General features: G+C 74.1%; 23 protein-coding genes. 10 read left to right on the top strand and 13 right to left on the bottom strand.

Annotation, left to right across the window (positions count from 1 at the left end):
• Positions 1 to 191: 191 nt before the first annotated feature.
• Complete coding sequence (locus tag ABD899_RS03015; RefSeq protein WP_345202138.1) at positions 192 to 1,694, top strand: beta/alpha barrel domain-containing protein; 1,503 nt, start codon at positions 192 to 194, stop codon at positions 1,692 to 1,694.
• Between the two features lie 115 nt (positions 1,695 to 1,809).
• Here ABD899_RS03015 and ABD899_RS03010 read toward each other — a convergent pair whose 3' ends face one another.
• The gene (locus tag ABD899_RS03010) at positions 1,810 to 2,799 is read right to left on the bottom strand and encodes an NAD(P)-dependent alcohol dehydrogenase (RefSeq protein WP_345202135.1); all 990 of its coding nucleotides are present in this window, start codon (positions 2,797 to 2,799) and stop codon (positions 1,810 to 1,812) included.
• A gap of 96 nt (positions 2,800 to 2,895) precedes the next feature.
• Here ABD899_RS03010 and ABD899_RS03005 point away from each other — a divergent pair, with 96 nt between their 5' ends.
• The 5 genes from ABD899_RS03005 (at position 2,896) to ABD899_RS02985 (ending at position 8,159) form a co-directional block, all read left to right on the top strand.
• On the top strand, positions 2,896 to 4,254 hold the full coding sequence (locus ABD899_RS03005; protein ID WP_345202134.1) for a DUF429 domain-containing protein: 1,359 nt from the start codon (positions 2,896 to 2,898) through the stop codon (positions 4,252 to 4,254).
• A gap of 21 nt (positions 4,255 to 4,275) precedes the next feature.
• Entirely contained in the window at positions 4,276 to 4,701 is a 426-nt protein-coding gene (locus tag ABD899_RS03000; protein ID WP_345202131.1) for a VOC family protein, read from the top strand.
• Positions 4,702 to 4,742: 41 nt separating this feature from the next.
• A complete protein-coding gene (locus tag ABD899_RS02995) occupies positions 4,743 to 5,654 on the top strand; it encodes an oxidoreductase (RefSeq protein ID WP_345202128.1) in 912 nt (303 codons plus the stop codon).
• 241 nt (positions 5,655 to 5,895) lie between these two features.
• Positions 5,896 to 7,539, top strand: coding sequence for a glycerol-3-phosphate dehydrogenase/oxidase (locus tag ABD899_RS02990; protein ID WP_345202126.1), 1,644 nt, complete (start codon positions 5,896 to 5,898; stop codon positions 7,537 to 7,539).
• A 224-nt stretch (positions 7,540 to 7,763) separates the two neighbouring features.
• The gene (locus ABD899_RS02985) at positions 7,764 to 8,159 is read left to right on the top strand and encodes a VOC family protein (protein WP_345202124.1); all 396 of its coding nucleotides are present in this window, start codon (positions 7,764 to 7,766) and stop codon (positions 8,157 to 8,159) included.
• Positions 8,160 to 8,254: 95 nt separating this feature from the next.
• On the opposite strand, the gene ppk2 is transcribed toward ABD899_RS02985, so the two are convergent.
• The 4 genes from ppk2 to ABD899_RS02965 all read right to left on the bottom strand — a co-directional run bounded on the left by ppk2 (position 8,255) and on the right by ABD899_RS02965 (position 12,145).
• Positions 8,255 to 9,151 (bottom strand): polyphosphate kinase 2, encoded by an 897-nt coding sequence (gene ppk2, locus ABD899_RS02980; RefSeq protein WP_345202122.1) that lies wholly within the window; start codon positions 9,149 to 9,151, stop codon positions 8,255 to 8,257.
• 162 nt (positions 9,152 to 9,313) lie between these two features.
• Positions 9,314 to 10,375, bottom strand: coding sequence for a serine hydrolase domain-containing protein (locus ABD899_RS02975; protein ID WP_345202120.1), 1,062 nt, complete (start codon positions 10,373 to 10,375; stop codon positions 9,314 to 9,316).
• Positions 10,376 to 10,379: 4 nt separating this feature from the next.
• A complete protein-coding gene (locus ABD899_RS02970) occupies positions 10,380 to 10,847 on the bottom strand; it encodes an SRPBCC family protein (RefSeq protein ID WP_345202117.1) in 468 nt (155 codons plus the stop codon).
• 242 nt (positions 10,848 to 11,089) lie between these two features.
• Positions 11,090 to 12,145, bottom strand: coding sequence for an alpha/beta hydrolase (locus tag ABD899_RS02965; protein ID WP_345202115.1), 1,056 nt, complete (start codon positions 12,143 to 12,145; stop codon positions 11,090 to 11,092).
• Positions 12,146 to 12,392: 247 nt separating this feature from the next.
• On the opposite strand from ABD899_RS02965, the gene ABD899_RS02960 reads away from it, so the two are divergent.
• Positions 12,393 to 12,896, top strand: coding sequence for a dsRBD fold-containing protein (locus ABD899_RS02960; protein WP_345202112.1), 504 nt, complete (start codon positions 12,393 to 12,395; stop codon positions 12,894 to 12,896).
• A gap of 57 nt (positions 12,897 to 12,953) precedes the next feature.
• Here the strand turns inward: ABD899_RS02960 and ABD899_RS02955 are convergent, their stop codons facing one another.
• Positions 12,954 to 13,805 (bottom strand): alpha/beta hydrolase family protein, encoded by an 852-nt coding sequence (locus ABD899_RS02955; protein WP_345202109.1) that lies wholly within the window; start codon positions 13,803 to 13,805, stop codon positions 12,954 to 12,956.
• Between the two features lie 251 nt (positions 13,806 to 14,056).
• Here ABD899_RS02955 and ABD899_RS02950 point away from each other — a divergent pair, with 251 nt between their 5' ends.
• A complete protein-coding gene (locus ABD899_RS02950; RefSeq protein WP_345202107.1) occupies positions 14,057 to 15,286 on the top strand; it encodes a hypothetical protein in 1,230 nt (409 codons plus the stop codon).
• A 19-nt stretch (positions 15,287 to 15,305) separates the two neighbouring features.
• Here ABD899_RS02950 and ABD899_RS02945 read toward each other — a convergent pair whose 3' ends face one another.
• Positions 15,306 to 17,069: a hypothetical protein gene (locus ABD899_RS02945; protein WP_345202105.1), complete on the bottom strand. Its 1,764-nt coding sequence runs from the start codon at positions 17,067 to 17,069 to the stop codon at positions 15,306 to 15,308.
• A 184-nt stretch (positions 17,070 to 17,253) separates the two neighbouring features.
• Between ABD899_RS02945 and ABD899_RS02940 the strand changes: the two genes are divergently transcribed.
• Positions 17,254 to 18,234, top strand: a complete 981-nt coding sequence (locus ABD899_RS02940; RefSeq protein WP_345202102.1) for a GTP pyrophosphokinase — start codon at positions 17,254 to 17,256, stop codon at positions 18,232 to 18,234.
• Between the two features lie 13 nt (positions 18,235 to 18,247).
• Positions 18,248 to 19,570, top strand: a complete 1,323-nt coding sequence (lysA, locus tag ABD899_RS02935; protein ID WP_345202100.1) for a diaminopimelate decarboxylase — start codon at positions 18,248 to 18,250, stop codon at positions 19,568 to 19,570.
• On the opposite strand, the gene ABD899_RS02930 is transcribed toward lysA, so the two are convergent.
• The 6 genes from ABD899_RS02930 to ABD899_RS02905 form a co-directional block, all read right to left on the bottom strand.
• Positions 19,563 to 20,384, bottom strand: a complete 822-nt coding sequence (locus ABD899_RS02930; protein ID WP_345202097.1) for an ABC transporter permease subunit — start codon at positions 20,382 to 20,384, stop codon at positions 19,563 to 19,565. The genes lysA and ABD899_RS02930 overlap by 8 nt on opposite strands.
• Complete coding sequence (locus ABD899_RS02925; protein ID WP_345202094.1) at positions 20,381 to 21,283, bottom strand: ATP-binding cassette domain-containing protein; 903 nt, start codon at positions 21,281 to 21,283, stop codon at positions 20,381 to 20,383. Before ABD899_RS02925 ends, ABD899_RS02930 begins: the two co-directional genes overlap by 4 nt.
• A gap of 102 nt (positions 21,284 to 21,385) precedes the next feature.
• Positions 21,386 to 22,651, bottom strand: a complete 1,266-nt coding sequence (locus tag ABD899_RS02920; RefSeq protein ID WP_345202092.1) for a DUF2786 domain-containing protein — start codon at positions 22,649 to 22,651, stop codon at positions 21,386 to 21,388.
• A 267-nt stretch (positions 22,652 to 22,918) separates the two neighbouring features.
• A complete protein-coding gene (locus tag ABD899_RS02915) occupies positions 22,919 to 24,088 on the bottom strand; it encodes a WD40/YVTN/BNR-like repeat-containing protein (protein WP_345202089.1) in 1,170 nt (389 codons plus the stop codon).
• Positions 24,089 to 24,193: 105 nt separating this feature from the next.
• Positions 24,194 to 25,396, bottom strand: a complete 1,203-nt coding sequence (locus ABD899_RS02910) for a low temperature requirement protein A (protein ID WP_345202087.1) — start codon at positions 25,394 to 25,396, stop codon at positions 24,194 to 24,196.
• Complete coding sequence (locus ABD899_RS02905; RefSeq protein WP_345202084.1) at positions 25,393 to 25,842, bottom strand: type 1 glutamine amidotransferase family protein; 450 nt, start codon at positions 25,840 to 25,842, stop codon at positions 25,393 to 25,395. Before ABD899_RS02905 ends, ABD899_RS02910 begins: the two co-directional genes overlap by 4 nt.
• Positions 25,843 to 25,908: the final 66 nt, after the last annotated feature.

Here is a 25,908-nt window from a genome sequence, read left to right as displayed (position 1 = left end):
CGAGTGGTCCGGGCCGGCCCCCGCCTCGCCGTGGGTGCGGAAGCGGTCGCCCTGGCAGCCATCTCCGCACCCATCGCGAGAAGACAGGGGGGCGACCAGCCGAGATGACAGGCGGACCGAACCTACGCTACCGTAACTTACGGTAGCGAAACCTACGAGACCGTAGGTTCCCCCCGACGAAGGTTGACCCGATGCCCGCAGCCCTGACCGACACCCTCCGCCGCGCGCCGCACGCCCCGTCGAGCGCCGAGCGGGCGAACCGCACCCGGCCGACGGTCATCCAGGGCGGCATGGGCGTCGCGGTCTCCGGCTGGCGCCTGGCCCGCGAGGTCTCCCGCGCCGGCCAGCTCGGCGTCATCTCGGGCACCGCGATGGATGCCGTGCTCGCGCGCCGCCTCCAGGACGGCGACGAGGGCGGGCACTACCGCCGCGCCCTGGCCCACTTCCCGAGCCCGGCGATGGCCGAGCGCGTGCTCCGTCGCTACTTCATCGAGGGCGGTCGCCACCCCGACGCCCCCTACAAGCCCCTCCCCAAGCTCACCATCGACACCGCCCGCGCCAGCCAGGAGCTCGCCGTCGTCGGGAACTTCGCGGAGGTCTGGCTCGCCAAGGAGGGCCACGACGGCGTCGTCGGCACGAACTGCCTCGAGAAGATCCAGATGGCGACCCCGACCGCGATCCTCGGTGCCATGCTCGCCGGCGTCGACTACGTGCTCATGGGGGCCGGCATCCCCCGCGAGGTCCCCCAGCTGCTCCGTGCGCTCGCGGCCGGTGAGGTCGGCCGGATCCCCGTCGACGTCTCGGGCTCAACCGTGCACCGCTTCGTCGAGGTCGACCCCGTGGCCCTGCTCGGCGACGACCTGCCGCCGCTGACCCGCCCCGACTTCCTCGCGATCGTCTCCCTCGACCAGCTGGCGTCCTACCTCCACCGCGACCCCGAGATCCGTCCCGACGGCTTCATCGTCGAGCGTCCCCCCGCCGGCGGCCACTCGGCCCCGCCGCGCGGCAGGATGCAGCTCGACGAGCGGGGGGCGCCGGTCTACGGCGCCCGCGACGAGGCCGACCTCGGCAAGATGGCCGCCATCGGGCTGCCGTTCTGGATGGCGGGCGCCTACGGAACCCCGGACCAGGTCGCCTCCGCGGTGCGCGCCGGCGCGGTCGGGGTCCAGGTCGGCACCCTGTTCGCGCTCTCGTCGGACTCCGGCCTCACCCGCGCCGGTCGCACCACGATTCTCGACGGGCTCCGGTCCGGCGAGCTCGCCGTGCGCAACGACCCACGGGCCAGCCCGACGGGCTTCCCGTTCAAGGTCGTCAGCGCCGAGGGCACCGTGAGCGACGACGAGGTGTACGCCGCCCGCCCCCGCCTGTGCGACCTGTCCTACCTCCGCCAGCCCTACGAGCGCGCGGACGGCACGGTGGGCTATCGCTGTGCCGCCGAGCCGGTGCACATGTTCGAGAAGAAGGGCGGCAGTGTCGAGGACACGGTCGGGCGCAAGTGCCTGTGCAACGGGCTGGTCGCGACGGTCGGCATGGCGCAGCACCGCAAGGACGGCTACGTCGAGGACCGGATCGTCACCCTCGGCGAGGACCTCGAGGGGGCGCGCGAGCTGCTCGCCCGCCACCCCGACGGATGGACCGCCGTGCAGGCGCTCGTCTACCTGATGGAGGCCGTGTCGGGGGATGCCGGCCCCTGAGGGCCCGACAGCCCTCGCGGTGAGGGCGGACGTGGTCGCCAGAACCTCCACTTCCGCACTCGAGGCCGGATGCCGGGTCACCAGTTCCGACCTCGTGGCCGGATGCCGTGCCCGTTCAGGTGGTCGGGTGGTCGGTTCCGTCCGGGACGACGACGACCTTGCCCCGTGCCCGCCCGGCGGCCACGTGGTCGACGGCGGCGCCGGCATCCGACAGGGCGAACGACCGCTCCACCGCGGGCCGCAGCCCGCCCCGCTCGATGACGTCGGTGAGAGCCGCGAGGTCGGCGCCGTCCTCGGTCGCGACGAGCATGACGAGCCTGTGGCGCACGAACGGCGACAACAGCGCGGCGCCGACCGAGCGCTGCAGCCCGCCGAGCCACCGGCCGCGGTGCTCGCTGCCCACGACGACGAGGGTGCCCCGCTCCGTGAGCAGGCGCCGCAGGAGGCGCACCGGGCGGTGGCCGGCGATGTCGAGCACGGCGTCGAACCGCTCACCGAGGCCGTCGAGCGAGGTCGTCGTGTGGTCGACGACCCGCTCGGCGCCGAGGGAGCGCACGAGGTCGGCCTTCGCCGGCCCGCAGACGGCCGTGACGTGGGCTCCGAGGTCGACGGCGAGCTGCACGGCGAACGAGCCGACGCCGCCCGACGCGCCGATGACGAGCACCCGGTCGCCGGCGCCGACCCGCGCCGCCCGCAGGGCCTGCAGGGCGGTCAGCCCGGAGACCGGCACGGCCGCGGCTTCCTCGACCGACAGGGCCGCCGGGCGTCGGGCGAGTCGCGTCGTCGGCACGAGGGCGAGCTCGGCGAACGACCCGCGGGCCGTGCCGTACACGGCATCCCCGACGGCGTAGCCGGTGACACCCGGGCCGACCGCCTCCACGGTGCCGGCGACGTCACGGCCCGGGGTGCGGTCGCGCGGGCGGCGCAGGCCGAGGCCGAGGCGGGCGACGAGGGGCAGCCCGGTCATGGCGTGCCACGTGCCGCGGTCGACGCCGGCCGCACCGACGCGCACGAGCACCTCGCCCTCGCCGGGTACCGGGTCGGGGACGTCGTCGAGGCGCAGCTGCGCGCTCGTGCCGTAGTGGTGCTGGACGATCGCTCGCATGGTCTTCCTTACGCCGTAAGCCTGGCAGGACAGGGCAACCGTAGCCTTACGCCGTAAGATGCGGCAAGCCAAACCACCTCGAGCGCAGGAGTCCGGATGCCGTCCGCCCGCCCCCCGCTGTCCGCCGACCGCGTCGTCGCCGAGGCGGTGGCCCTCGCCGACGAGTCGGGGCTGGCCGCGCTGTCGATGCGGGCGCTCGCGGCCCGACTCGGCGTCGAGGCGATGTCGCTGTACCACCACGTCGCGGGCAAGGAGGCGCTGCTCGACGCCATGGTCGACGCGGTGTTCGCCGAGATCCACCTCCCCGTCAGCGGGGAGGACTGGCGACGGGAGCTGCGCGAGCGCTCGGTGTCCGGGCGCGCCGCCCTCGCGCGGCACCGGTGGGCCGTCGGCCTCATGGACTCGCGGCGCCGGCCCGGGCCCGCGACCCTGGCCCACCACGACGCCGTCATCGGGTGCCTGCGGGCGGGGGGGTTCGCACTGCCGGCGACGGGCACCGCGGTGGCCCTGCTCGACGCCCACCTGTACGGGTTCATGCTCCAGGAGCTCGCCCTGCCCTTCGACGGCGGTGACGACCTCGCCGCACTGGGGGCGGAGGTGCTCGGGCCGGAGGTGCGGGCCGCCTACCCGCACTTCACCGCCTTCGCCGAGCGACACGCCCTGCGGCCGGGGTACGCCTTCGGTGACGAGTTCGAGGTGGGCCTCGACCTCCTCCTCGGGGCGGTCGAGGGCCTGCGGGCCACCGCCTCGACGGCCCGCCTCGAGGTCACCGTGCCGGTCCTCGGGGTCGACGGGTGCCCCGGCGGCTGGGTGGGGGCCCTGCTCGTCCCGGGCGCACCCCGTCCGCGGGTCGTCGTCGCGCCGACCATCGGCGAGCTCGTCGAGGCGGTCCGAACCGAGGTGGCGGTGGAGGTCGTCGGCATCGACATCCCGATCGGGTTGCCGGACATCGGAATCCGACAAGCTGACGTGCTCGCCCGCCGCGAGCTTCCCGGCCGCGCGAGCTCGGTCTTCACGACCCTCACGAGGCCGGCCTACCTCGCGGGCAGCCGGGTCGAGGCGGATGCCGTGAACCGCGGCCTCAGCGGTCAGGGGGTGGGTTCGCAGGCGTTCGCGCTGCGGGCGAAGATCCTCGAGGTCGACGCGTGGCTGCGCTCGCGGCCCACGGTGGACGTCGTCGAGGTGCACCCGGAGGTCTCGTTCGCGGTCATGGCCGGGACGGTGCTCCCCCGCAAGCGCACGGACGAGGGGCGGGCGGCGCGGCTCGAGGCCCTGGCGGCGGCCGGCATCGCCCGCCCGTCGGTGCTCGAGGGCCGCGGGTACGCGGCCGACGACGTCCTCGACGCGTGCGCTGTCGCGTGGAGCGCCCACCGGCGCGCCACCAGGGTGGGCCGGTCTATGCCGGACCCGCCCGAGGTCTTCTCGGACGGCATCCGCGCTGCCATCCACGTGTGAGCCGCATGGCAGGCTGGGCGCATGACCGCACGGGTAGCCCACACGACGATCGACTGCCACGACGCGTACGCCCTGTCGCAGTGGTGGAAGGCGGTGCTCGACTACGTCGACATCGAGGGTGACCCCAACCTGCCCGGGCACGAGGAGTGCATGATCGTCAGCCGAGACGGCACGCACCGGCTGCTCTTCATCGAGGTGCCCGACGACAAGGTCGTCAAGAACCGCGTGCACCTCGACCTCGAGCCGGTCGAGGGCGGACGCGACGACGAGCTCGCCCGCCTGCTGGCGCACGGGGCCGTCGAGGTGGCCGACCGTCGTGGCCAGTACGGCCCGGGCACCGGCTGGGTCGTGCTGGCCGACCCCGAGGGCAACGAGTTCTGCATCCTGCGCACCCTCGCCGAGCGCGAGGCCGCCGCCTCCGTCGACGGCACGGTCGAGGGCTCCTGACCTCCACCCACCCGGCCGACCCGAACCCCCGAGGACCCCTCATGCGCTGGACCGCTGACGACCTGCCCGACCTCACCGCCCGACGCGCCCTCGTCACCGGCGCGAACTCCGGCATCGGGCTCGTCGCCGCCCGGGAGCTGGCCCGCCACGGCGCCGACGTCGTGCTCGCGGTGCGCAACACCGCGGCCGGCGAGGCGGCTGCGGAGCGGATCCGGGCGACCGGTGCGCCGGGATCGGTCGCCGTCGAGAGCCTCGACCTCGCGTCGTTGGAGTCGGTGCGCTCTCTGGCCGCCCGGTTCGACGGGCCGCTCGACCTCCTCGTCAACAACGCCGGGGTCATGTCCCCGCCGCGACGCCGGGAGACAGCCGACGGCTTCGAGCTGCAGTTCGGCACGAACCACCTCGGCCACTTCGCGCTCACCGGCCTGCTCCTCCCCCACCTGCTGCGCACCCCGGCACCCCGCGTCACGACCGTGTCGTCGATCGCCCACCGCCGCGGTGACGGTGCCGTGTGCGAGGGCAACCCGGCGCAGGGCTACGACCCCCAGACCTCGTACGGGCGCTCGAAGCTGGCCAACCTGCTCTTCGCGAGCGAGCTGCAGCGGCGCGCCACGGCATCCACCGCACCCCTGACGTCCACCGCCGCGCACCCCGGGGTCTCGGCGACCAACCTCGTCGCCAGCCCGGACGGCCTGGGCTCGATCCCCGTCGTGGGCACCCTCGGCCAGTGGGGGGTGCGGCTGCTCTTCCCCGGGCCGGACCGGGGTGCCGAGGCCGTGCTGTACGCGGCGACGGTGGCCGAGCCGGGCTCCTACACCGGCCCGACGGGGCTGGGCGAGACCCGTGGCCCGGTGGGTGAGGCCGGGCGCAGCCGGTGGGCGCAGGACGAGGCGCTCGCCGCCCGGCTGTGGGAGCGCAGCGAGGAGCTCACCGGGGTGACCTACCGGTTCTGACCGGGGATCGCGCCTTCAGGCCACCGCCCGCGCAGCGGAGAAGCCCTGGAGCGCACCCGGAGAGCCCTGGAGAGGCCCTGGAGCGCACCGGAGAACAGGCAGTGCGACCCGCCCGCCACGGGCGGCACGCTCGGCGAACCCCCCGCCGCGGTGCACTGCCTGTCGGTGGGTACGCGGGCCGGCACCCGTGCCGTGTCGAACCCCCGTACCGGGCCCACGACCCGTCTGGGACGCTGGACCCATGACGCTGCGCCGAGCCAACATCGCACGCATCTCCGGCGGCCTGTTCGACGTCCTCGTCGTCGGCGCCGGGATCAACGGCGCGGTCTCCGCGGCCGCCCTCGCCGGGCGTGGCGCCTCGGTGGCGCTCATCGACCGGGGTGACTTCGGCGGGTTCGTGAGCCAGGAGTCCTCGAACCTCGTGTGGGGAGGGTTCAAGTACCTCGAGAACTACGAGCTGCCCCTCGTCTTCGGGCTGTGCCGGTCGCGGAACCGCCTCATGAAGGCCTACCCGGACAACATCAAGGAGATCTCCTTCCTCGCGACCCTCGACGAGACGGCCCCGTTCCGCCCCTGGTTCGCGGCCCTCGGTGCGACCGCCTACTGGGGCATCGGCCTGTTCGGCACGAAGCGGCCCCGGCTCTACGACGCCGAGGAACTCGAGTCCGTCGAGCCGGTCGTCGACACGAGCACCGCCCGCGGCGCCGTGCAGTACCAGGACTGCTACCTCGTCGACAACGACTCGCGCTTCGTCTTCTCCTTCGTCCGCTCGGCGGTCGAGGCCGGGGCCGCCGTCGCCAACTACGTCGAGCTCGTCTCGGCCGAGCGGGTCGGCGACCGGTGGGTGTGCCTGCTGCGCGACACCGACACCGGCGAGGAGGTGACGACCTCCGCCCGCGTCGTCGTCAACGCCGCCGGGCCCTTCGTCGACGAGCTCAACTCCGCCTGGGGCCTGACGACGGCGCACCGCATCGTCTACTCCAAGGGCATCCACCTCATCGTCCCCCGGATCACGACGACCCGGCACGACCGGGTGCTCGCGTTCTTCGACGACACCCAGCGCCTCTTCTACGTCATCCCGATGGGTCACCGCTCCGTCATCGGCACGACGGACACCCGGGTCGACACGCCGTACACCGAGGTCACCGACGAGGACCGTGACTTCCTCCTCGGGCAGATCAATGCGCGCCTCGACCTGCCGGACCCGCTCACCCACGACGACGTCATCGCCGAGCGCACCGGGGTGCGGCCGCTCGTCGTGCGTCGCGAGGCCGGTGACCAGTCCGACGCCGACTGGACCTCGCTGTCGCGCAAGCACGAGATCGAGCGCGACGACGCCCGGGCGGTCGTCACGATCTTCGGTGGCAAGCTGACCGACTGCCTCAACGTCGGCGAGGAGGTCGCCGAGCACGTCCAGCACCTCGGTGTCCCCCTAGAGAAGGACCTGCGCAACTGGTACGGCGAGCCCGCCGCCGCGACGCGCAAGGAGTTCTTCCGCCAGGCCCGCCTCATGCGCCTGGACTCGCTGCGCACCAAGCCCGGCACCGAGCCCCTGAGCGACCGGCTGTGGCGTCGCTACGGTCGCCGGGCCTTCGACCTCCTCGAGTCGATCCGTGCCGACCCGACGATGGGCACGGACGTCATGGGCTCGGCCGACTACCTCCGGGCCGAGCTGCACACCGCGGCCGAGCACGAGATGGTCGTGACCCTCGACGACTTCATGCGCCGCCGCAGCAAGATCGACCTCGTCGTCCGCGACCGCGACATCCTGGGCTCACCCGGGCTGCGTGAGGTCGCCGAGATCCTCTTCGGCGACGAGGCGGACCGTCGGCTCGCCGACTACGTCCTCGCCAAGACCGGGCAGCACGCACCGCCGGCGCACTGACGGCGCCCTGGCCGCGACTGCGGGCGCCCTGGCCGCGACTGCGGGCGCACTGGCCGCGACTGCGCCGCGACGACCGGGCCGGCCGCCAGCCGGCCCGACCCGCACGACGTCCTGCGCGGATGCCGCGCCGGCCCACCGAACGCTGCACGTCCGGGTGTCGGCCGTCGGTGGTCGGTGCCACGCTGGAGGAGCACACCGACAGCAGGCAGCACAGGAGGAGACCGATGTCCCGACCCATCCACTTCGAGATCCAGGCCGACGACCTCGAGCGCGCCAAGGCCTTCTACGCGGAGGTCTTCGGCTGGACCTTCGAGGACTACGGCCAGTTCACCGGCTCGCCGTACTGGGGCGTCGTCACCGGCGCCGAGGACTCGCCCGGCATCAACGGCGGCCTGCTCCCGCGGCCGGCGCCGGCTCCGGGCCCCGGCCAGGGCACGAACGCCGCCGTGCTCACCATGGGGGTCGAGGACTTCGACGCGACCGCCGCCCGGATCGAGGCCGCCGGGGGTGTCGTGGCCCTGCCGAAGATGGCCCTCACCGGCATGGCGTGGCAGGGCTACTTCCTCGACACCGAGGGCAACACGTTCGGCATCCACCAGCCCGACGAGAACGCGGCCTGACCGAGCCGGCGGCGCGTCCCGAAGGCGCGTCCCCGCCCCGCCGGGTCGAGGCCGAGGCGGGTCGGCCCGCGCCGGTCGGCTTCGGAACGGGTCGGTCAGTCGCCGGTCGTGTGCTTGGCGCGCCCGACGATGAGTGGGTCGGGTGCGAAGACGACCTCGTGGTCCTTGTCGGCGTACTCGAACTGGTGGAGGAAGGCCCGCAGTGCATTGACCCGGGCCCGCTTCTTGTCGTTGCTCTTGACCGTGATCCACGGGGCGTACCGCTTGTCGGTGTGCTCGAACATCTCCTCCTTGGCCGCCGTGTAGGCATCCCACCGGTCGAGGCTCTCGAGGTCCATCGGCGACAGCTTCCAGCGTCGCACCGGGTCGATCTGGCGGATGGCGAACCGGGTGCGCTGCTCGTCCTGGGTCACCGAGAACCACAGCTTGGTGACCGTCGTGCCCGAGTCGACGAGCATCCGCTCGAACATCGGTGCCTGCGTCGTGAAGACGGCGTGCTCCTCGTCGGAGCAGAAGCCCATGACCCGCTCGACGCCGGCCCGGTTGTACCAGGAGCGGTCGAACAGCACGATCTCCCCCGCGGTGGGCAGGTGGGTGACGTAGCGCTGGAAGTACCACTGGCCGGACTCGGTCGAGGTCGGCTTCGTCAGCGCGACGACGCGGGCCGCGCGGGGGTTGAGGTGCTCGGTGAACCGCTTGATCGTGCCGCCCTTGCCGGCGGCGTCGCGGCCCTCGAAGACGACGACGTGCCTGGCGCCGCTGTCGATGGTCCAGTACTGGAACTTGAGCAGCTCGATCTGGAGGAGGTACTTCTCGACCTCGTAGCTGTTGCGGGACATGAGGTGGTCGTAGGGGTAGTCCTCGCGCCACGTCTCGACGGCCTGGCCGTCGGGGGTGATGAGGATCGGGTCGTCGCCGTGGTCGTCGCGCACGGTGTACCCCTCGGTGCGCAGCTGATCGATGTACGCGCGGAGGGCCATCTTCTGGGGCATGGGCCCATTCCATCGGCCCGGCCCGCGTCGCGCCAGCGTTTCGTGGCACGCGTCACCGGCCGGTGCGGCACCTGGCACCCCGTGGCGTCGTCCGGCTCGGGTCCGGGTCGGGTCAGGATCGTGCCCGACGGACCGGACCGCGCGCTCAGGGCGGACCCGCGGTCAGGGCGGACCGGCGGTCTCGACGAGGAGCCGGACGAGCTCGGCGATGCCGTCCGTCTCGTCCCAGTCGACGTTGGCGAGCAGGACGATCCGGGTGTCCGTCGTCGGGTCGAAGCGCGCGAAGGTCGAGACGCCCGGGTCGCCGCCGTCCTTGAAGAGCACCCCGTCGTCGCGAAGCATCCCCCCGTAGCCCGCCGACCACCGGCCGCCGGCGGGGAACCGCGGGGTGAGGAGCTGCTGCGGCGTGACACCGGGCCAGACGCCTCCGTCACGCACCGCGCACAGGAAGCGGTCGACGTCGGCCGCCGTCACGAAGGCGCCTCCGTCGCCACCACCGACGACCGGGACGGAGTAGATGTTCGTGCGCCACGGTCCCCCGGGCTCCCGCGGGCGCAGGTACCCGGTGGCAAGGTTCGGGTGCACCTCGTCCAGTGCCGGGTACCCGCTGTCGGCCATGCCGGCCGGAGCGAGGACGCGCGTGCCGACGACCTCGGCGAACGGCATCCCCGACACGTGCGAGAGCAGGATGCCGAGGAGCACGTAGCCGGCGTTGCTGTAGTGGAACGCGGTGCCCGGAGGGCATATCGGTGGGAGGTCGGCGAAGAGCGGCAGGAGCGTGGTGTAGTCGCGCACGAGGTAGGTGGGCAGCTCGGCCCACAGCTCGTCGGCGTCCGCGCGGTGGCCCGGGAGGTCCTCGTCCTCCTCGTAGTAGTCGGCGATGCCCGACGTGTGCGACAGCAGGTGGTGCACGGTGACGTCGGCCCGCAGCGTGCCCGGTCGCCGGTGCGGCGGGAGGAGGTCGACGACGGCGTCGTCGAGCGCGAGCTCACCGCGCCCGGCCGCCTCGAGCACACCGACGGCCGTGAACAGCTTGCTCAGCGACGCGGTCGCAAACCTCGTCCTCGGGGTGACCGGGACGCCGTCCGCCCGGTTGGCCAGCCCATGGCACGACTCCCAGAGCACGTCGTGCCCGCGGGTGGCACGCAGGATGCCGGAGAACTCCTGCTCGCGCTCCAGGCGCGCGGCCCGCTCGCCGAGGGCCGCCCAGTCCGGGGTGGACACCCGCTCAGCCCGAGGACTCGGCGGCCCGCTTGAGCCGGGCGAGCCCCTTGTCGAAGTCCGGGCCGATCATCGAGTCCATCGACCGGATGAGGGCGAGCACCCGCATGACCCCGGAGAGCTCGCCGTGCATCCGCCACTCGATCTCGGTCGACTGCTCACCGAGGGGCGTCATGAGCAGCTCGATGCGGTTGTGCGCCGGGAACGGCTTCTCGAAGCGCAGGTCGATGTCGACCCGCTCGGGCTCGTCCCCCGTGACGGTCATCGAGCCCTTGCCGGCCTTGCGGTTGCCCTCCCACGCGTACGCCGCACCCACCCCGGCATCCGGCCCGGTGAACGTGCGGCGCATCGCGGGGTCGAGGTCCTCCCAGGGCGACCACTGCGGCCAGGCGTGGAAGTCGTGGACGAGTGCGCGCACGCGGTGCGGCGGGGCGTCGACGGTCGTCGTGCGGGTCACGGTGTAGGGCTTGGCCATGCCCCAGTGTGCTCCCGGTGGCTTCCGGCCGAGAAGACATCACCTGCTCCCGGTCGGTTCCGGCCCGGAGGACCTCATCCGGTGAGCAGCGCGGCCATCCTCGGTCGCCGTGCCCCCGGGTGGACGGCGGTGACCGCGACGGAGGTGTCGCGCAGCCCACTGGGCGGGGCGTGCCGCCCTCGCCGTCAGGCTATGGCGGCCGAGCCGAGCCCGGGCGGCCATGGTGTCCGACGCGACACCGGTCAGCCGCCTGCACGCGGGTCCGCGGTCGGCGTCGCGCGCTCCGCGAGACCGGCCCGCAGGGCCTCGGCCAGCCGGCGGGTGAACTCGGCCATGCTCGGCACCCGCGGACGGAACCGCTCGGCCGCGTGGTACATCCCCGGCACGACGTGCAGCTCGCACGCGACCCCGGCCTCACGCAGCCGCCGGGCGTAGTCGACGTCCTCGTCGTGGAACAGGTCCCGCTCACCCACCCCGATCCACGCCGGGGGCAGGCCGGTGAGGTCGTCGCGGCGGGCGGCCGCGGCATACGGCCGTTCCGGCCCGGCCGTCGGCGGGTGCCCGAGGTAGGCGGTCCAGCCGTACCGGTTCGCCGACGGGGTCCACACGGCCACGCCGCGCCCGTCGTGGTCGTGCCGCAGCACGGTGCGGTCGTCGAGCATGGGGTAGACGAGCAGCTGGAAGCACACCGGCACCTCGCCGCCGTCGTGGGCGACCTGGGCGAGGGATGCCGCGAGCCCACCGCCCGCGCTGTCCCCGCCGACGGCGATGCGGCTGCGGTCGACACCGAGCTCGTCGGCCGTCTCGTGCACCCACCTCAGCGCCGCGTAGCAGTCGTCGACCGCTGCCGGGAAGGGGTGCTCGGGGGCGAGCCGGTAGTCGACGCTGACGACGAGGATGCCGAGGTCGGCAGCGAGCCCGCTGCACGTCTCGTGGTAGCCCTCGACGTCGCCGATGACGAGGCCGCCCCCGTGGATCCACACGAGGGCGCCGCTCGGCGTCGCACGCCCGGCCGGCCGGTAGACGATGACGTCGACCGGGGTGTCCCCGACGGCCGCGACGGTTCGACGCTCGGCATCGACCCCGGGGCGCACCGGCGTCGGAAGCGCCGGAAGGCGCCGGGCCACCCGCACGACGGCGGGGCCGACCGGCAGCGGCAGCCACGCCATCGGTGCGAGCAGCTCGGTCGGGATGCCGGCCAGCGCCGCGCGCCGGCGGCGCACCGCGCGGGCCGCGAGCGCGACGGCGGCGGTCGCGACACCCCCCACGACGAGGGCGGTGCGGGGACGGTCGGCCATGGGTCCTCCCGGGGTCAGGTGGTGACGAGCATGGCACGCACGGCCGCGGGCTGGTGGCCGCCCGGGTCGGCATCCACCGCGCCGGAGGAGGAGGGTCAGGCCTCGCCCGTTCGCGGTGAGGCTCACCACCCGCGCAGCTCTGGCCGCCCGTGCGGCGACCGGGCAGAATCGGAGGTGGGTGCCGTGGCCGTCGCCACCGCCCCGGCACCCTCCCGTGGCACGGTGACGACCCACGTGAGGAGCAGCCATGAGAGCCAAGCCCGGTGACCGGATCATCCTGGCCGGAGAGCTGGTCGACCAGCCGACCCGCGCCGGTGAGGTGCTGGAGGCGCGCGGCGCCGAGGGCGGACCGCCCTACGTCGTGCGGTGGGAGGACGGGCACACGAGCACGATGTTCCCGGGGCCGGGGGCCGTGCTCAAGGTGACCGAGAGCTCAGGTGCGGCGGAGCACACGGAGGTCGTGGCACGCCCCGAGCTCGGGACGCTGCGCGAGTGGAGCGTGCGGGTGACGATCTTCGAGAAGGGCGATGACACGACCGCCACCGTCGCACTGCTCGCCGACTCCCCCGAGGCGCTCACCGCCAAGGGCACGAGCCACCGCAGCAGTGCCGACCCGGACGCCGCCCACATCGGCGACGAGGTGGCCGTGGCCCGGGCGCTGCGGCGCCTCGCCGACCACCTGCTCGCCAGTGCCGAGCACGACATCGAGGAGGCCACGGGGGAGGTCGACGTCGTCGTCCGGGCCCGCTGACGGGCGTCCGCGCTCCCGACGACGCTCCCGACCGCGCTCCCGAACGCCCGCGCGCGGTCAGCCCTCGTCCGAGGCCGGCCCGTCGAGGCCGTCGAGCCACTGGGCGACCGGCTCGGCGGCGGCCTCGGCCGAGTAGATGCTGCCGTGGTCCTCCCTCGGGAGCACCTGCACCGTCGCGGCGTGGCCCCCGGCGCGCAGGGCTGCGCCGAACTGCGTGCTGAACGACGGGGGGACGACGTCGTCGAGGTCGCCGTGGAGGAGGAGGAAGGGGACCTCGGGTCGCTCTCCCGCGCGCAGCACCGGGTTGGCGGCGTCCCACTGGTCGCGGTCCGCGCCGTCCTCGAAGAGCACGGACGCGGCATCCGCGAACCGCCGGATGTCGTACGGACCGGCGAGCCCGACGACGGCGTCGGGGACGACGAGCGGGTCCTCGCACCGGGGGGCGTAGTCGTCGACCGCGAGCGCGGCCAGGGCGGACAGGTGCGCTCCCGAGGAGTGACCGAGCAGCACGAGGCGCTCGGGCTCGATGCCCTCGTCGCGGGCGGTCGCGGCCCCGTCGGCCAGCGCGCACAGGACGTCCTCGACGGGGGTCGGGTGGACGACGTCGTCCTGCGCCGCCCGGATGACGACCGGCATCGCGAAGACCCCACGGTCGGCGAAGGCCTCGGCGAGCGGCTCGAGGCCGGCGGGCTCGGCCGATCGCCACGAGCCTCCCGGGACCATGACGACGACCGGGGCCGACGTGACGTCGGCCGGGACGTGCGGGTGGGCGGAGAGACCGGGGCGGTACTCGTGGGATGCCGGGTCCGCACCCTCGGCGCCCGACCCGGCGGTGCACGCCCCGAGCAGGAGTGCCAGCGCACCGACGACGGCCGCGGTCGGGGTGGCGGGAGCGCAGCCGGTCAGCACCGTGCGCCCCCGGACGTCCGGGCGCTCGACGCGGTGTCGACCCGGCCGGCGGTCCGCGTCCGGTCGGGATCGGTCGACGGCACCCCGTGACCCTACTCGCGCGCCATGCGCGTCGCGGGCACCGGCGAGGGGATGCAGGAGCCGGCGTGGCGGAGCGCCCGCGCCGAGGGCGGGCGGTCGGCTAGCGTGGACGGGTCGAGGTGCGGTCGACGGGCCGACGGTCCGGGCGCCCTCCCGTCGGAAGGCTGGCGATGGCGTCGAGCAGAGCCGAGGTGGGCGCCGCGCTGCGGCTCGGCTGGGCCGTCGCCGAGGTGCGCGGCCGGGCCTGGCCCGACGGCCCCCGCCCCGGTCGGGCCGTGCCGCCGCTCGACCCCCCTGACGTCCTGCCGCTGCGCTCGCAGCGCCGCCCCTCCGACGCGCACCGCGAGGCGCTGCGCGGGCTCCTCACCGGTGTCGAGCGGCTGCGGCTCGACCGCCACCACCGTTTCGCGGACGAGCTGGCGGCAGTGCTCCCCGTGGACGGTGCCGGTCCCGGCTCGCGCGAGGCGCCGGCATCCGGCCCGGGTGACACAACCGCCCCGGGTGACGCATCGGCATCCGCCCCCGGTGACGCACCGGCATCCGCCCCGGGTGACGCACCGGATGCCGGGCCGCCGCCGTGGGCCGCCACCGCCGGGTTCTTCCTCTCGTGGGACGCCTGGTTCCAGGACGAGCTCGCCCAGCGCGACGAGGCGCTCGCGAACGCCTACCTGCTCGGTCGCGGCCTCGCCGAGTGCTACTGGGGCCTGGGGTCGGAGGCGGCGTGGTCCACCGCCTCGGGACCCTCGGCGGTCTCGCCGGCCTTCCTCCTCGGGGCCGACCGGCGACGCGAGCTGAGCCGGATGCTCGGCCGCCTCGACCCGGCGATGACCCACGAGACGACGCCCGCCGCCATCTCGGGCAGCCTCGAGGCGTGGGGGGCGGTGGCCGAGGACGAGCACTGGCACCGAGCCCCCGACCTGCGCGTGACGCTCTACGAGCAGGTGCGACGGTGGTACCAGCTCATCATCCTCGGGCAGGACCCGACGACCCTGATCCGACCGTACGCGAAGCTCACGGGGGTGCGCGGGATCGGGCGGGCAGCCCGGCTGTTCTGGCCGCAGGCCGTGCTCTTCATCACCGCCTTCGCCCTCGTCACCGGGTTCTTCACGGTGTCCGGGGGGTCCGCACCGACGTGGGTGACCTCGCTCCTCGCGACGAGCGGCTTCGGGGTCTTCGTGGCGGCCGGCCTGCTCGCCCGCGGCCAGAGCGCGGCGCAGCGCCTCCTGACCCGGCTGCGCCAGGACGCCTACACCGACCTCGTCGCCGTCAGCCTGACGACCGTGCCCGAGCGACCCCCCGGCGCCGACGGTCGCGGAGGCGACGCCCGTTCGGCCCGCAGCCGGCTCGAGTCGCTCGTGCGCCGGCGCGCGCTCACCCCGCCGACGCCGCCCCCGGCCTGAGCGGGGCGGCCACGGCGGGTCAGGTGCGGTAGCGGTCCCGGGCCTCGATGATCTCCGCGCGCCGGGTGGAGACGAGCAGGCCCGGGTCCCCGAGCGAGCCACCCTCCGCCCACCGCCCGTCCGTCCACGCGGCCAGCATCGTGGCGGCCTTCGCCGACGGCGCACCACGAACCCCGAAGTCGGCGGCGAGGTCCTTGACGAGGAGCACACCGCCGGGGCCGACGAGGTGGTTCTCCACGCCGGTCGCCCACAGCACGCCGCAGGCCCGCCCCTCGACCGAGGCCCGACGCCGTACGCAGCCCGGGTCCCGCACCGCGGCTCCGACGAGGAGGCGCCGAGCGGCGGTGCGCCACTCGTCCCGGACCGGTCCGAGGGCTTCGACCCGGGGGGAGGTCTCGAGCCACCGGTCGATCGCGGCCCCGACGGCGGCGACGCCGTCGCGGACGTCGGCGGGCACACGTGCGGTGTCGAGCGGTTCGTCGGGAAGCGGGTCGGTGTCGAGCCGGTCGAGCGCGTCTGCTCCCCCGACCTCCCTGGCCAGGGTGTGGAGCACCAACGGGGACGGGTCACCGTGCTCGAAGGCGTCGATGAGTGGCGCGACCTCACGCCAGTCCGCGACGGCTGCGCTGTGGCGCAGGGCGTCGAAGACGTCACGGCATGCGGCCACCACCGCCAGCGTCTCGCTCGTCCCCGGCTCGGCGACCCCGAGCCGGGCATGGGCGAAGCGCACGTAGGCCGGCAGGACGTCACCGACCCGGTCGAGCACGGCGTCGCTCGCGCCCGCTGCCCAGGGCAGCCGCTGCGTCAGCGCGATCTCGACCTGCACCGGCGACAGCCGCAGCGGGTGGCCGCCCGCCTCGGCCATGTCGGTCGCGATGAGGGCGGCCGCGGCGTCGGCGTCCGGGAGGTCGCGCACCCCGGCCGACTCGGGGGACGCGAGGAAGGCCTCGACCGCCTCGGTGGGCGAGAGCTCGGGCAGCCCGGCTGAGGTGAGCACGGGCGAGCCGCCGGGCGGCATCCGGCGCAGGAGCATCTCGAGGAAGGGCCGCGCGGCGGGCCACCCGAGCGGCTCCCCGTCGGGCCCGGTCCAGTCCTCGGGGACGGCGGGCGCGTCGGGGGCGTCGCCACGGTCGATCGCGAGGCGCAGGCTCGCCCGGGCATCGGCCGGGTCGATCGCGACGAGTGCCGAGCGGGGGTCGCCCTCCTCCTCCGTGATCGCGCGGTACTGGTCGACGACGACGTCGAAGGGCTCGGGGACGAGGAAGACGTCCTTGACGCGGGTGCCGAAGGACTCGTCGACGTACACGACGGCCGTGACCCCGCGGGTACCGGGCCACTCGAGCCCGAGGATGAGGTTGTCGCCGTCGCCGAGCTCGTCGCCGAGGTGCGCCGCCCGCGTCACGACGATGTCGCGCACGCCGGTCACGTGGTCGGGCAGCGGGTGGTGCCGCTCGGCGAGGGCACGCCGCAGCCGGGTCGCGTCGAGCTCGTCGGGCAGCATCGCGGCGATGACGTGCAGCGCGGCCGTGGTCTCGGCATAGGAGACCGACAGGAACGAGGTGACGAGGTCGTCGACGGACAGGTCGTCCTCGTCGGGCTCCTCGTCGTCCGTGTCCCAGCCCCCGGCCGGGAGCGAGCCCCCGTCCGGGTCCCACTCCCTCGTCGCGGACAGCGCGCTCGACACGAGCACGGTGAATGCCGTCGGGTCCGGCGAACGGAGCGCGTCACGCACGACCTGCGGCACGAGCCCACCGCCGTCACCGCCGTCCGAGCCGTCGCCCACGCCCGCACCGGGGGACCCCGGGCCCCCCGGCTCGGACCGGCGCCGAGCCCGCGTCGCGTTCCGGTTCGGTTCGTGTCGTCCGCTCCGCGGACCCCGGCTTCCGCCTCGACGTGCCATGCCCCCATCGAACCACCGCCGGCCGCGGGGCGTCGGCCTCCCGGACGGCGCGTGGGACAGTGGGCCCATGTCCATGCGCCGCATCGACCGCGCCGTCGCGGACTACACCGCGCTGAGGGAGCGGCTGCTGCCCGCCACCGACGAGTTCGTCGAGCTCGTCACCGGAATCATCGACGACGCGGGCATCAACTACCTCAGCGTGACGGGCCGCACGAAGTCGGTCGGGTCGTTCGCCGCGAAGGTCCGCGGTGTGCTGACCGCCGACTCGTCCGCCGACCCGCTGCGGGCCGTCACCGACCAGGTCGGGGTGCGCGTCATCACCTACGTCCAGCGAGACATCGACGCCGTCGCGGGGCTGCTCGCCGAGCAGCTGACCGTCCTCGACGACCGCGACCTCGGCGAGGAGACCGCCGCCGCCGGGCGCTTCGGCTACGCGAGCCGGCACCTGCTGGTCTCGCGGGCAGACGGTGAGCCCACGGCGTACGACCCGCAGTTCTGTGCGTCGGTCCAGCTGCGCACGGTGCTCCAGCACGCGTGGGCGGAGTTCGAGCACGACATCCGCTACAAGGGCACGGTGCCGCCTGAGCAGGTGCCGGACCTCGACCGCCGCTTCACGCTCGCCGCCGGCCTCATCGAGCTGGCCGACCGCGAGTTCCAGGCGATCCGGGACCGGCTGCAGGCGGGGCTCGGCGACAGCAGTGTGGACGCCGGCGACGCTCTGGACCCCCGGATCAGCGCCCAGGAGCTCGCGACCTTCCTCGCCGGGCGCTACTCGAGCGCCGGGTGGTCGCGCACCGAGCACTACGCGTGGATCTCGGGCCTGCTCCTCGAGCTCGGCATCGCCTCGCTCGACGAGCTGAGCGCGACGCTGCGCGACGTCGACAGCGCCGCCGTGACCGCGGCGATGGGCTACCGCTACCCGCCGGGTGCGGTGCGGCGCCTCGACGACGACCTGCTCGCCCGGTTCGGCGACGCCTATGTCGGGCTGCACGGCAACGCCCACCGCCGCGAGGCCCTCGAGGCCCGCCGAACCCACCTGCCCGGCTGAGCGGAGGACCCCGATGGCGAGCGCCCTGGTCGACCTGATGCCGCCCGGCACCACCGTGGATGCCGATGGCGTCGCCCGCGTGGGCGGCTGCCGGATCGACGACGTCGCCGCCGGGGCCGGCACCCCCGTGCTCGTCGTGGCGGAGGATGCCCTGCGGGCGCGGGCGCGTGAGTACGTCGACGGGCTCGCGGCCCGGTGGCCCCGCAGCAGGGTGGTCTTCGCGTCGAAGGCGTTCCCCTGCACCGCGGTCCAGCGAGTCATGGTCGAGGAGGGCCTCGGCCTCGACGTCGCCGGCGGCGGCGAGATCATCACGGCCCTCAAGGCCGGCGCCGACCCGGCATCCCTCGTCCTGCACGGCAACGCCAAGCTGGACGAGGAGATCGCGCTGGCCGTCGAGCATCGTCTCGGGCTCGTCGTCGTCGACAACGGCGACGACGTCGACCGGCTCGAGTCGGCGATCCCCCGGGGACGCTCGGTCGACGTGCTCGTGCGGGTCATCCCCGGTGTCACCGCGGACACGCACGCCAGCGTCCTCACCGGGCACGACGACAGCAAGTTCGGGCTCGCGCCCGAGCACGCGGCGCCCCTCATCGCCCGGATCGAGGCGTCGCCGGTGCTGCGGATGCGCGGCCTGCACTCCCACGTCGGCTCGCAGATCCTGAGCACCGAGCCGTTCGCGGATGCCGTGGCGGCCGTCGCGCGACTCGGCGAGTTCCCGGTGTACGACCTCGGGGGCGGGCTCGGGGCCCGGTACACGTGGGCCGATGACCGGCCGTCGGTGTCGCAGTACCTCGACACCCTCGTCGACGCGGCCCGGGCGCACCTGCCCCCCGAGGCCGAGATCGTCATCGAGCCGGGGCGCAGCATGGTCGCGGAGTCGACGTGCACCCTGTACCGGGTCGTCACCGTCAAGCGGGGGGCCCGCACGTTCGTCGCGGTCGACGGCGGCATGGGCGACAACCTCGAGGTCGCGCTCTACGACCAGCGCTTCGAGGCCGGCGTCGTGGGGCGCTTCGAGGGGGCGACCTCGGCCTGCGACGTCGTCGGCCGGCACTGCGAGAGCGGGGACGTCCTCGTGAGCGGCGCCCCCCTCGTCGACCCCGCGGTGGGCGACCTGCTCGTCGTCCCGGCGACCGGGGCCTACTGCTACACGATGTCGAACAACTACAACGGCAACCGCCGCATCCCCGTCGTCTTCGCCCGCGCCGGCTCCTGGCGGGTCGTCGTGCGGCGGGAGACGTGGGACGACCTGCTCGCCCGCGACGTCGACTGGCCTGGGGACGACGCCGGTCGGGCGGGTGCACGCGGCACCCGCCCGACCGGTTCGCTCACTTGACCTCGGCGCGCCGGACGAGGACGAGGCCGACGGCCAGCGGCACGAGGAACCACAGGGTGCCGGAGACCGCGAGCTGCTGCCACTGCTCGCTCGACATGCTGCCCTCGAAGAGCGGCATCTGCGCGAAGCTGTAGTCGACCCACGGCTGCAGGTCGGCGAACCACTGCTGGTTGGCGGCGAGCAGGCCGAGGAGCGGTGGGAGGACGAGCGTGTAGACGAAGTAGGCGACGATGGCGCCGGCGGAGTTGCGGATGACGACGCCGAGCATGAAGCCGAACAGCATTCCGAGGACGCTGCCGAGCACGATGAGCGCGAACTCGGTGACGGTGGCGTTCCAGACCGGGTCGAGGCCGGTGACGGCACTGCCGAGCAGGGTGCCGAGCGTGCCGACGACGAGGGCGACGAACATCGCGACCACCCCGACGACGAGCGCGCCGACGAGCTTCGCGCCGAGCACCCGCCCACGGTGCGGGATGAGCGTGAACGTCGTGAGGCCGCTGCGCTGGCTCCACTCGCTCGTCACGGCGAGGATGCCGATCATCGGCAGGATGACCGTCATCGGCGCCCCGATCGCGGCGGCGAAGTTGTCGAAGGTCAGCGCGTCGTCCGGCGCGAAGACGATGAGGGCGGCCGTCGCGAGCACGCTCGTGATGACGATGCTCGCCATGAGCCAGAAGCCGGAGCGGGTGTCGAACATCTTGCGCAGCTCGACGCCGATGACCCGGGTCAGCGGGATCCGGGCGGACGACGTTCGCGCGCGGGCTGCGTGCGTGGCCGTGTCGGGTGTCGTGGGGTCGAGGACGGTGGTGCTCATGCTGCGGCTCCTTCGCGCTGCGTGTCTGCGGTGAGCTCGAGGAACATCTCCTCGAGCCCGGCTCCGTCGGCGTGCCGGAGCTCGGTGAGCGCCAGCCCGGCGGCGTGGGCGACCTCGCCGACCCGCTCGGGGCCGACCTCGGTGTGCACGCTGCCGTCCGCGTGCACGGTGAAGGCCAGGTCGGCCTCCTCCATGGCCCGGGCGAGGGCGGGGGCGTCCTTGGACCGCGCGACGGTGCCGATGGCCTCGAGCAGCTCGGCCTTGGTGCCCCGGGCGACGATCCGGCCGTTGCCGATGACGACGAGGTCGTCGGCGATGACCTCGATCTCGTGGAGCAGGTGGGAGGACAGCAGCACCGTGCCGCCCCGGTCGGCGTAGCCGCGCAGGAGGTCGCGCATCCAGCGGATGCCGGCCGGGTCGAGGCCGTTGGCCGGCTCGTCGAGGATGAGCACGTGCGGGTCGCCGAGCAGCGCCGTCGCGATGCCGAGCCGCTGGCGCATCCCGAGGGAGTAGTTGCGCACCCGGCGGTCGGCCTCCTCGTCGGTGAGGCTGACGAGCTCGAGCATCTGCTCGACCCGGGCCCTCGGCAGACCCATCGTGCGCTGGGCGACGGTGAGGATCTCGCGGCCGGTGCGCCCGGCGTGCTGCGCGGAGGCGTCGAGCAGCACGCCCACCTCCCGGCCCGGGTTGGGCAGGTCGGTGAACCGGCGCCCGTCGATGGTGGCGGTGCCGGCCGTGGCCGGGGTCAGCCCGACCATGATCCGCATCGTCGTGGACTTGCCGGCCCCGTTGGGGCCGAGGAAGCCGGTGACGCGGCCGGTGGCCGCGGAGAAGGAGACGTCGTCGACGGCGGTGAAGCCGCGCCCGTAGGTCTTGGTGAGTGATTCGACAGTGATCATGCGGAGCATCGTGTCGGTACGGCGGGGTCGCGCACATCGGGGAGCCACCTGAGCCCGACCCTGACGCGACCCTGAGCGGGATGGGGGACGTCGCCCGGCTCCTCACCCCGTCCGGGTCTCGGTGAGGGTGTGCCCCGAGCCGAACAGGGTGGCACGGTCGGCGGCGTGCACCCCCGCCGACCAGCCCTCGAGGTCGGTCGCGCTGCCGAGGGGCTTGCTGACGACCCGGGGGAACAGCTCGTCGACCCGAGCGTCGACCTCGCCAGCTCGTTGGGCCAGCACGCGGACGAGCACGCCGGTCGGCATCTGGCCGGGTGCCACCTCGTCGGGGGTCGGACTCGCCCGGCCCACGGCCTCCCGGGTCTCGTGCTCGGTCACCTCACGCAGCCGGTCGCCGATGCGGTGGGCGTAGGCGGTGAGGAAGGACTGGCGGAACGCGCGGGTCCGGGACCGACCGGTGCCGCTCACTCGGCTGCCCTCTCCCGCCATGGCTCGGGTGGCCTGGACGAGGAGCGAGGTGAAGATCGTCTCCGCCGCGGCGAGGTCCGCCTCGAAGCCGATGACGGTGACGAAGCCCAGGCCGCTGCTCCACACCGTGCGGCACCGGTTGGCGCGGCTGACGACGCCAAGGAGGAGCACCTTGGGCGACTCGTACGGCCGGTCGACGCCGATGCGTCGAACAGCGGGACGGTCGTGCGGGCGCCGTTCGGCAGCCGTGAGCATCGCGGCGTCGATGCTGTGCCGGGCCATGAGGGCCTGCGCTCCGGCGGTGAACGTCTCGGCCTCTGCCTCGTAGGGCGTCGACTCCGCCTTCGCGAGGAGGGCCCGGACCCGGCTCAGGATGCGTTCCTCGACGTGCTGCGCTCGGGCGTCCGTCGTGGATCGGGCCCGACCGGGCAGCGGGTCGAGCCGCTCGAGCGCGGGGAGGCCGGCCAGGACGGCGATCACCGCGAGGGCTGCCGCGACGGCCCGTTCCGTGCCGAAGCCCGCGGTGTCGGCGCGGGCCGTGACCGGGTCGGAGTGGCCCGGCCACCACCTCGTCGCTCCCAGGTCGCGCAGCTGGAGGTGCCACCGCTCGGCGATCGTGGTCTCGGCGAAGGGGCCGAGCTGGTGGGCCATGGCGTCGCCCACGACGAGCTGCGCACGCTCGTCGAGGCTGCGGCCCACGATGCGGTGGACGTCAGCGGGCTGCCAGCCGCGCTCCCACGCCATGGCCACGCAGTCGGTGAGCAGGGCGGTGAGCCGGGCGGCCACGAGGCGGCGGCCTCGTGGGGTCTGCGCCAGGCCCACGACGCGGGCCACCGCCCGGTCGGCCTCGTGACCCCGGGAGCGCAGCCGCTCGACGGCGTCGAGGACCTCTCGGGACACGCGGCCCTCGAGGGTGTGCTCCGGCTCCGCCGGACCGGTGCTGCCTCGTGCTGCCCGCTGCCTGGCCCTCGCCGCCCGACGCCGCCTCGTGTCCCGTCCCATCGTCTTCCCCCTCGGATGTGTCCTGGGCGGGAGCCTTGCAGGAGGCACCGACACCCCCGCAGCGGCAGTCGTGGCGGTCTCCACACAGCGGTACGGCAGCCGACCGCGGATGCCGGGCGCGCGGCATCCGACCGCGCCCGGGCCCGGACGCCACCTCCCGCTCCCTCAACCGTTCCCGTCCGGTTCGAGCACCTCGACGGCGAGCACCGTGGGGAGGTGCCGGGCGATCTCGTCCCACGTCTCGCCCTCGTCGCGGCTGGCGAAGACCGACCCGGTGTTCGTGCCGAAGTACACCCCGGCGGGATCGCGGCGGTCCCCGCCCATCCCCTGGCGCAGCACGGTGAAGAAGCACGACTGCTGCGGGAGCCCCGCTCGCTGCGCCTGCCACGACGCTCCACCGTCGCGTGAACGCCACACCGCCGCCGCGGCATCCGGCGGGTACCGGCCCTCGGTGTCGCCGTTGAGGGGCACCGTCCAGATCGTCTGCCCGTCGCGCGGGTGGACCCGGAGTGGGAACCCGAACGTCGAGGGCAGGCCGGCGGTGATGTTCCGCCAGGTGAGACCGCCGTCGGAGGAGCGCCACACGCCATGGTGGTTCTGCTGGTAGAGCACGTCGCCACCCCCCGGCGCGAGCGCGACGTGGTGCACGCAGAAGCCGGTGTGACCGTCGCTGGCAGCCGCAGGATGGCCGTCTCCCTCGCCGTCGGCGGGGTCGGCGAGGTCGTTGCGCCGTTCCCACGTGACCCCGCCGTCCTCGGTGACGAAGACGCCGGCGGCGGAGATGCCGACCCACATCCGTTCGGGGTCCTCGGGGTCGGCGACGATCGTGTGGAGCACGAGCCCCGCGGCGCCCGGGCTCCAGCCGTCGGCCGACGGGTGGTCGGTGAGGCCCTTGACCTCCGACCACGTCGCCCCGTCGTCGTCGCTCACGAGCAGGGTCGCCGGCTTCGTCCCCGCGTAGAGCCGATCCCCGGCCCGGCCGAGCGACCACACCTGGCTGAAGCCCTCGCCGAACGGAGCGGGGCCGTCGGTCCACCCGATGGATGCCGCGAAGTCCGGGTCGTCCGCCGCCCACGCGTCGAGCTGGCCGGTCGTCAGGCGGGCCAGCGACCACGTGTGCCCGCGGTCGGCGGAGGACCACACCCCCGCCCCGGACCAGTCCCCGCCACCGCCCGCCCACATCATCCCCGTGCCCGGGTCACCGACGACGTGGTTGACCGGCCACCCGTCGCAGTACGGACCTCGGACGCTCCAGTGCGTGCGGTCGGCGTCGCCGTCGATGACGAACGCGCCCTTCGTCGTGCCCACCAGCAGGTGGATCGCCGGGTCGGCCATGGGGGTCCCCTTCCTCGCCGTGACCCGACCCGTGGTCGCGGGTGGGCCGCCCCCCAGTGTCGCGAGCGACGGCGCGATCCGGCAACAGAGGAGCGGTCCGGGACGTCATGGCGTCGGGTCCGGTCGCTCGGACCGTGCCCGTGACACCACCTCACGGACGACGAGCAGGGCGACGACGAGGGCGATCGCCCCGTCGACGACTGCCGCCGGGAGGGAGCCGGCCGGCACGAGGAGCACCAGCACGGCCCCGGCACCGACGTAGAGCGGGACGGCGGTCGCCGCAGCGCCGTTCGACGTCCGGTGGAGCCATGCGATGGAGGCCAGCGCGATGGCGACCGGGACGGCGAGAGCAGCGGCTGCGACGAGGTTCCCTCCCCTGTCGTCGGCGTGGGCCAGGTGGAGCTGGGCCTGGACGCCTGCCCCGGCCGCCGCAATGGCGGCGAACAGGACGTAGTGCCCGTAGCCCCAGCGGAACGCCGCGGCCCGGTTGCGGGTGAGCGCCTCCGGGCCGAGCGTGTCGAAGTAGATCCACCACAGGGAGAACGCGATGACGAGCGCAGCGGTCACCACCGCCGGAGCGGCTCCGAGGTCGCCGTCGCCGTCGAGGGTGTCGCGCAGCCCGACCGAGACCGCCAGGATCGTCTCGCCGAAGACGATGATCGTGAACAGGCCGTAACGCTCCGCGATGTGCCCGGGATGGAACACCCGGTCGGGTGACCTGCGCACCGCGAGGACCGGCGTGGTCAGCTCCGTGGCGAGGGCGACGACGAAGACCACGGCCCCCGCGGCCGTCGGCGCCAGTGCGCCGACCACCCAGAGCACCTGGGCGAGCACGGAGCCGACGGCGTAGGTCAGCGCGAAGCCCCGGTGGAGGGCGTCGTCACGGGCCGACCGGAGCCACTGCAGGACGAGCGGCAGGCGCATCACCGCGTAGGCCAGCGCGAACGCCAGCAGCTCGCCCTCCCAGGCCGCCGGGACGGCCGCCGCCACGGCGAGGACGCCGCCCATCTGGAGCAGGGTCAGCAGTCGGGTGAGAGGGTCGTCGTGGGAGAAGGCCGTGGCGAACCACGTGTAGCTCATCCAGGCCCACCAGATCGGGATGAAGAGCAGGGCGTACGCGATCGCCGCCTCGAGTGCGTGGCCGTCGACGATCCCGTGGTCGAGCTGGGCGGCCAGGACCGCCACGGCGACCACGAAGCACAGGTCGAAGAGGAGCTCCAGGGGTGTCGCGGGACGCTCGTGGACGTCGTGGTCGCGCATCGTGGCGGGCCGGAGGGTGCGAGGACGACGCAGCGGTGGCGTGGTCATGGGTGTCGGATCTCCTCTGCCCCCGGCCCAGGCGGCTGCCGACGAGCCTCCTTGACCCGCTGGTCGTGGCGGAACGTGTACATCGGCGCCTGGCCCCCGACGAGGAAGAACGCATCGAAGGTGTCGAGGTCCAAGGACGCGAGGGCCGGGGTGCCCTCGACGAGGGCCGCATGGGGCGGGCTGCTGATGAAGCCCCGGCTGATGAGGTCGTGCGCGGAGTACCCCGAGGGGTCGGCGGGGTCCGACCACGAGTCCGCCTGCACGGCTCCTCCGTCCGGGCTGGCGACCACCACCTCGTAGCCGGCTTCGACGAACTCCCAGTACGGGTGGGTCAGCTCGGCCCACCAGAACCCGACCGGCCACCCGGTGCGGTCCGAGATCCCGGGGTTGGACACGACCATCAGCACCCGCATGGGCCGCCCGCGGGTGTCGACCGTGGCGCTCATGGGTCCTCCTTTACGTTACGCGGCAGATACGTAATGGAGAGGGTACGGGGCGGTCCGCCTTGATTT

The organism is Fodinibacter luteus, from assembly GCF_039541575.1.
Lineage (GTDB): Bacteria > Actinomycetota > Actinomycetes > Actinomycetales > Dermatophilaceae > Fodinibacter > Fodinibacter luteus.
This window is presented reverse-complemented; position numbering and strand designations above follow the sequence as displayed.

Coding starts and splice junctions, on each gene's coding strand:
- ABD899_RS03015 (WP_345202138.1), top strand. CDS start 192: ATGCCCGCAGCCCTGACCGACACCCTCCGCCGCGCGCCGCACGCCCCG.
- ABD899_RS03010 (WP_345202135.1), bottom strand. CDS start 2,799: ATGCGAGCGATCGTCCAGCACCACTACGGCACGAGCGCGCAGCTGCGC.
- ABD899_RS03005 (WP_345202134.1), top strand. CDS start 2,896: ATGCCGTCCGCCCGCCCCCCGCTGTCCGCCGACCGCGTCGTCGCCGAG.
- ABD899_RS03000 (WP_345202131.1), top strand. CDS start 4,276: ATGACCGCACGGGTAGCCCACACGACGATCGACTGCCACGACGCGTAC.
- ABD899_RS02995 (WP_345202128.1), top strand. CDS start 4,743: ATGCGCTGGACCGCTGACGACCTGCCCGACCTCACCGCCCGACGCGCC.
- ABD899_RS02990 (WP_345202126.1), top strand. CDS start 5,896: ATGACGCTGCGCCGAGCCAACATCGCACGCATCTCCGGCGGCCTGTTC.
- ABD899_RS02985 (WP_345202124.1), top strand. CDS start 7,764: ATGTCCCGACCCATCCACTTCGAGATCCAGGCCGACGACCTCGAGCGC.
- ppk2 (WP_345202122.1), bottom strand. CDS start 9,151: ATGCCCCAGAAGATGGCCCTCCGCGCGTACATCGATCAGCTGCGCACC.
- ABD899_RS02970 (WP_345202117.1), bottom strand. CDS start 10,847: ATGGCCAAGCCCTACACCGTGACCCGCACGACGACCGTCGACGCCCCG.
- ABD899_RS02965 (WP_345202115.1), bottom strand. CDS start 12,145: ATGGCCGACCGTCCCCGCACCGCCCTCGTCGTGGGGGGTGTCGCGACC.
- ABD899_RS02960 (WP_345202112.1), top strand. CDS start 12,393: ATGAGAGCCAAGCCCGGTGACCGGATCATCCTGGCCGGAGAGCTGGTC.
- ABD899_RS02950 (WP_345202107.1), top strand. CDS start 14,057: ATGGCGTCGAGCAGAGCCGAGGTGGGCGCCGCGCTGCGGCTCGGCTGG.
- ABD899_RS02940 (WP_345202102.1), top strand. CDS start 17,254: ATGTCCATGCGCCGCATCGACCGCGCCGTCGCGGACTACACCGCGCTG.
- lysA (WP_345202100.1), top strand. CDS start 18,248: ATGGCGAGCGCCCTGGTCGACCTGATGCCGCCCGGCACCACCGTGGAT.
- ABD899_RS02930 (WP_345202097.1), bottom strand. CDS start 20,384: ATGAGCACCACCGTCCTCGACCCCACGACACCCGACACGGCCACGCAC.
- ABD899_RS02925 (WP_345202094.1), bottom strand. CDS start 21,283: ATGATCACTGTCGAATCACTCACCAAGACCTACGGGCGCGGCTTCACC.
- ABD899_RS02915 (WP_345202089.1), bottom strand. CDS start 24,088: ATGGCCGACCCGGCGATCCACCTGCTGGTGGGCACGACGAAGGGCGCG.
- ABD899_RS02910 (WP_345202087.1), bottom strand. CDS start 25,396: ATGACCACGCCACCGCTGCGTCGTCCTCGCACCCTCCGGCCCGCCACG.
- ABD899_RS02905 (WP_345202084.1), bottom strand. CDS start 25,842: ATGAGCGCCACGGTCGACACCCGCGGGCGGCCCATGCGGGTGCTGATG.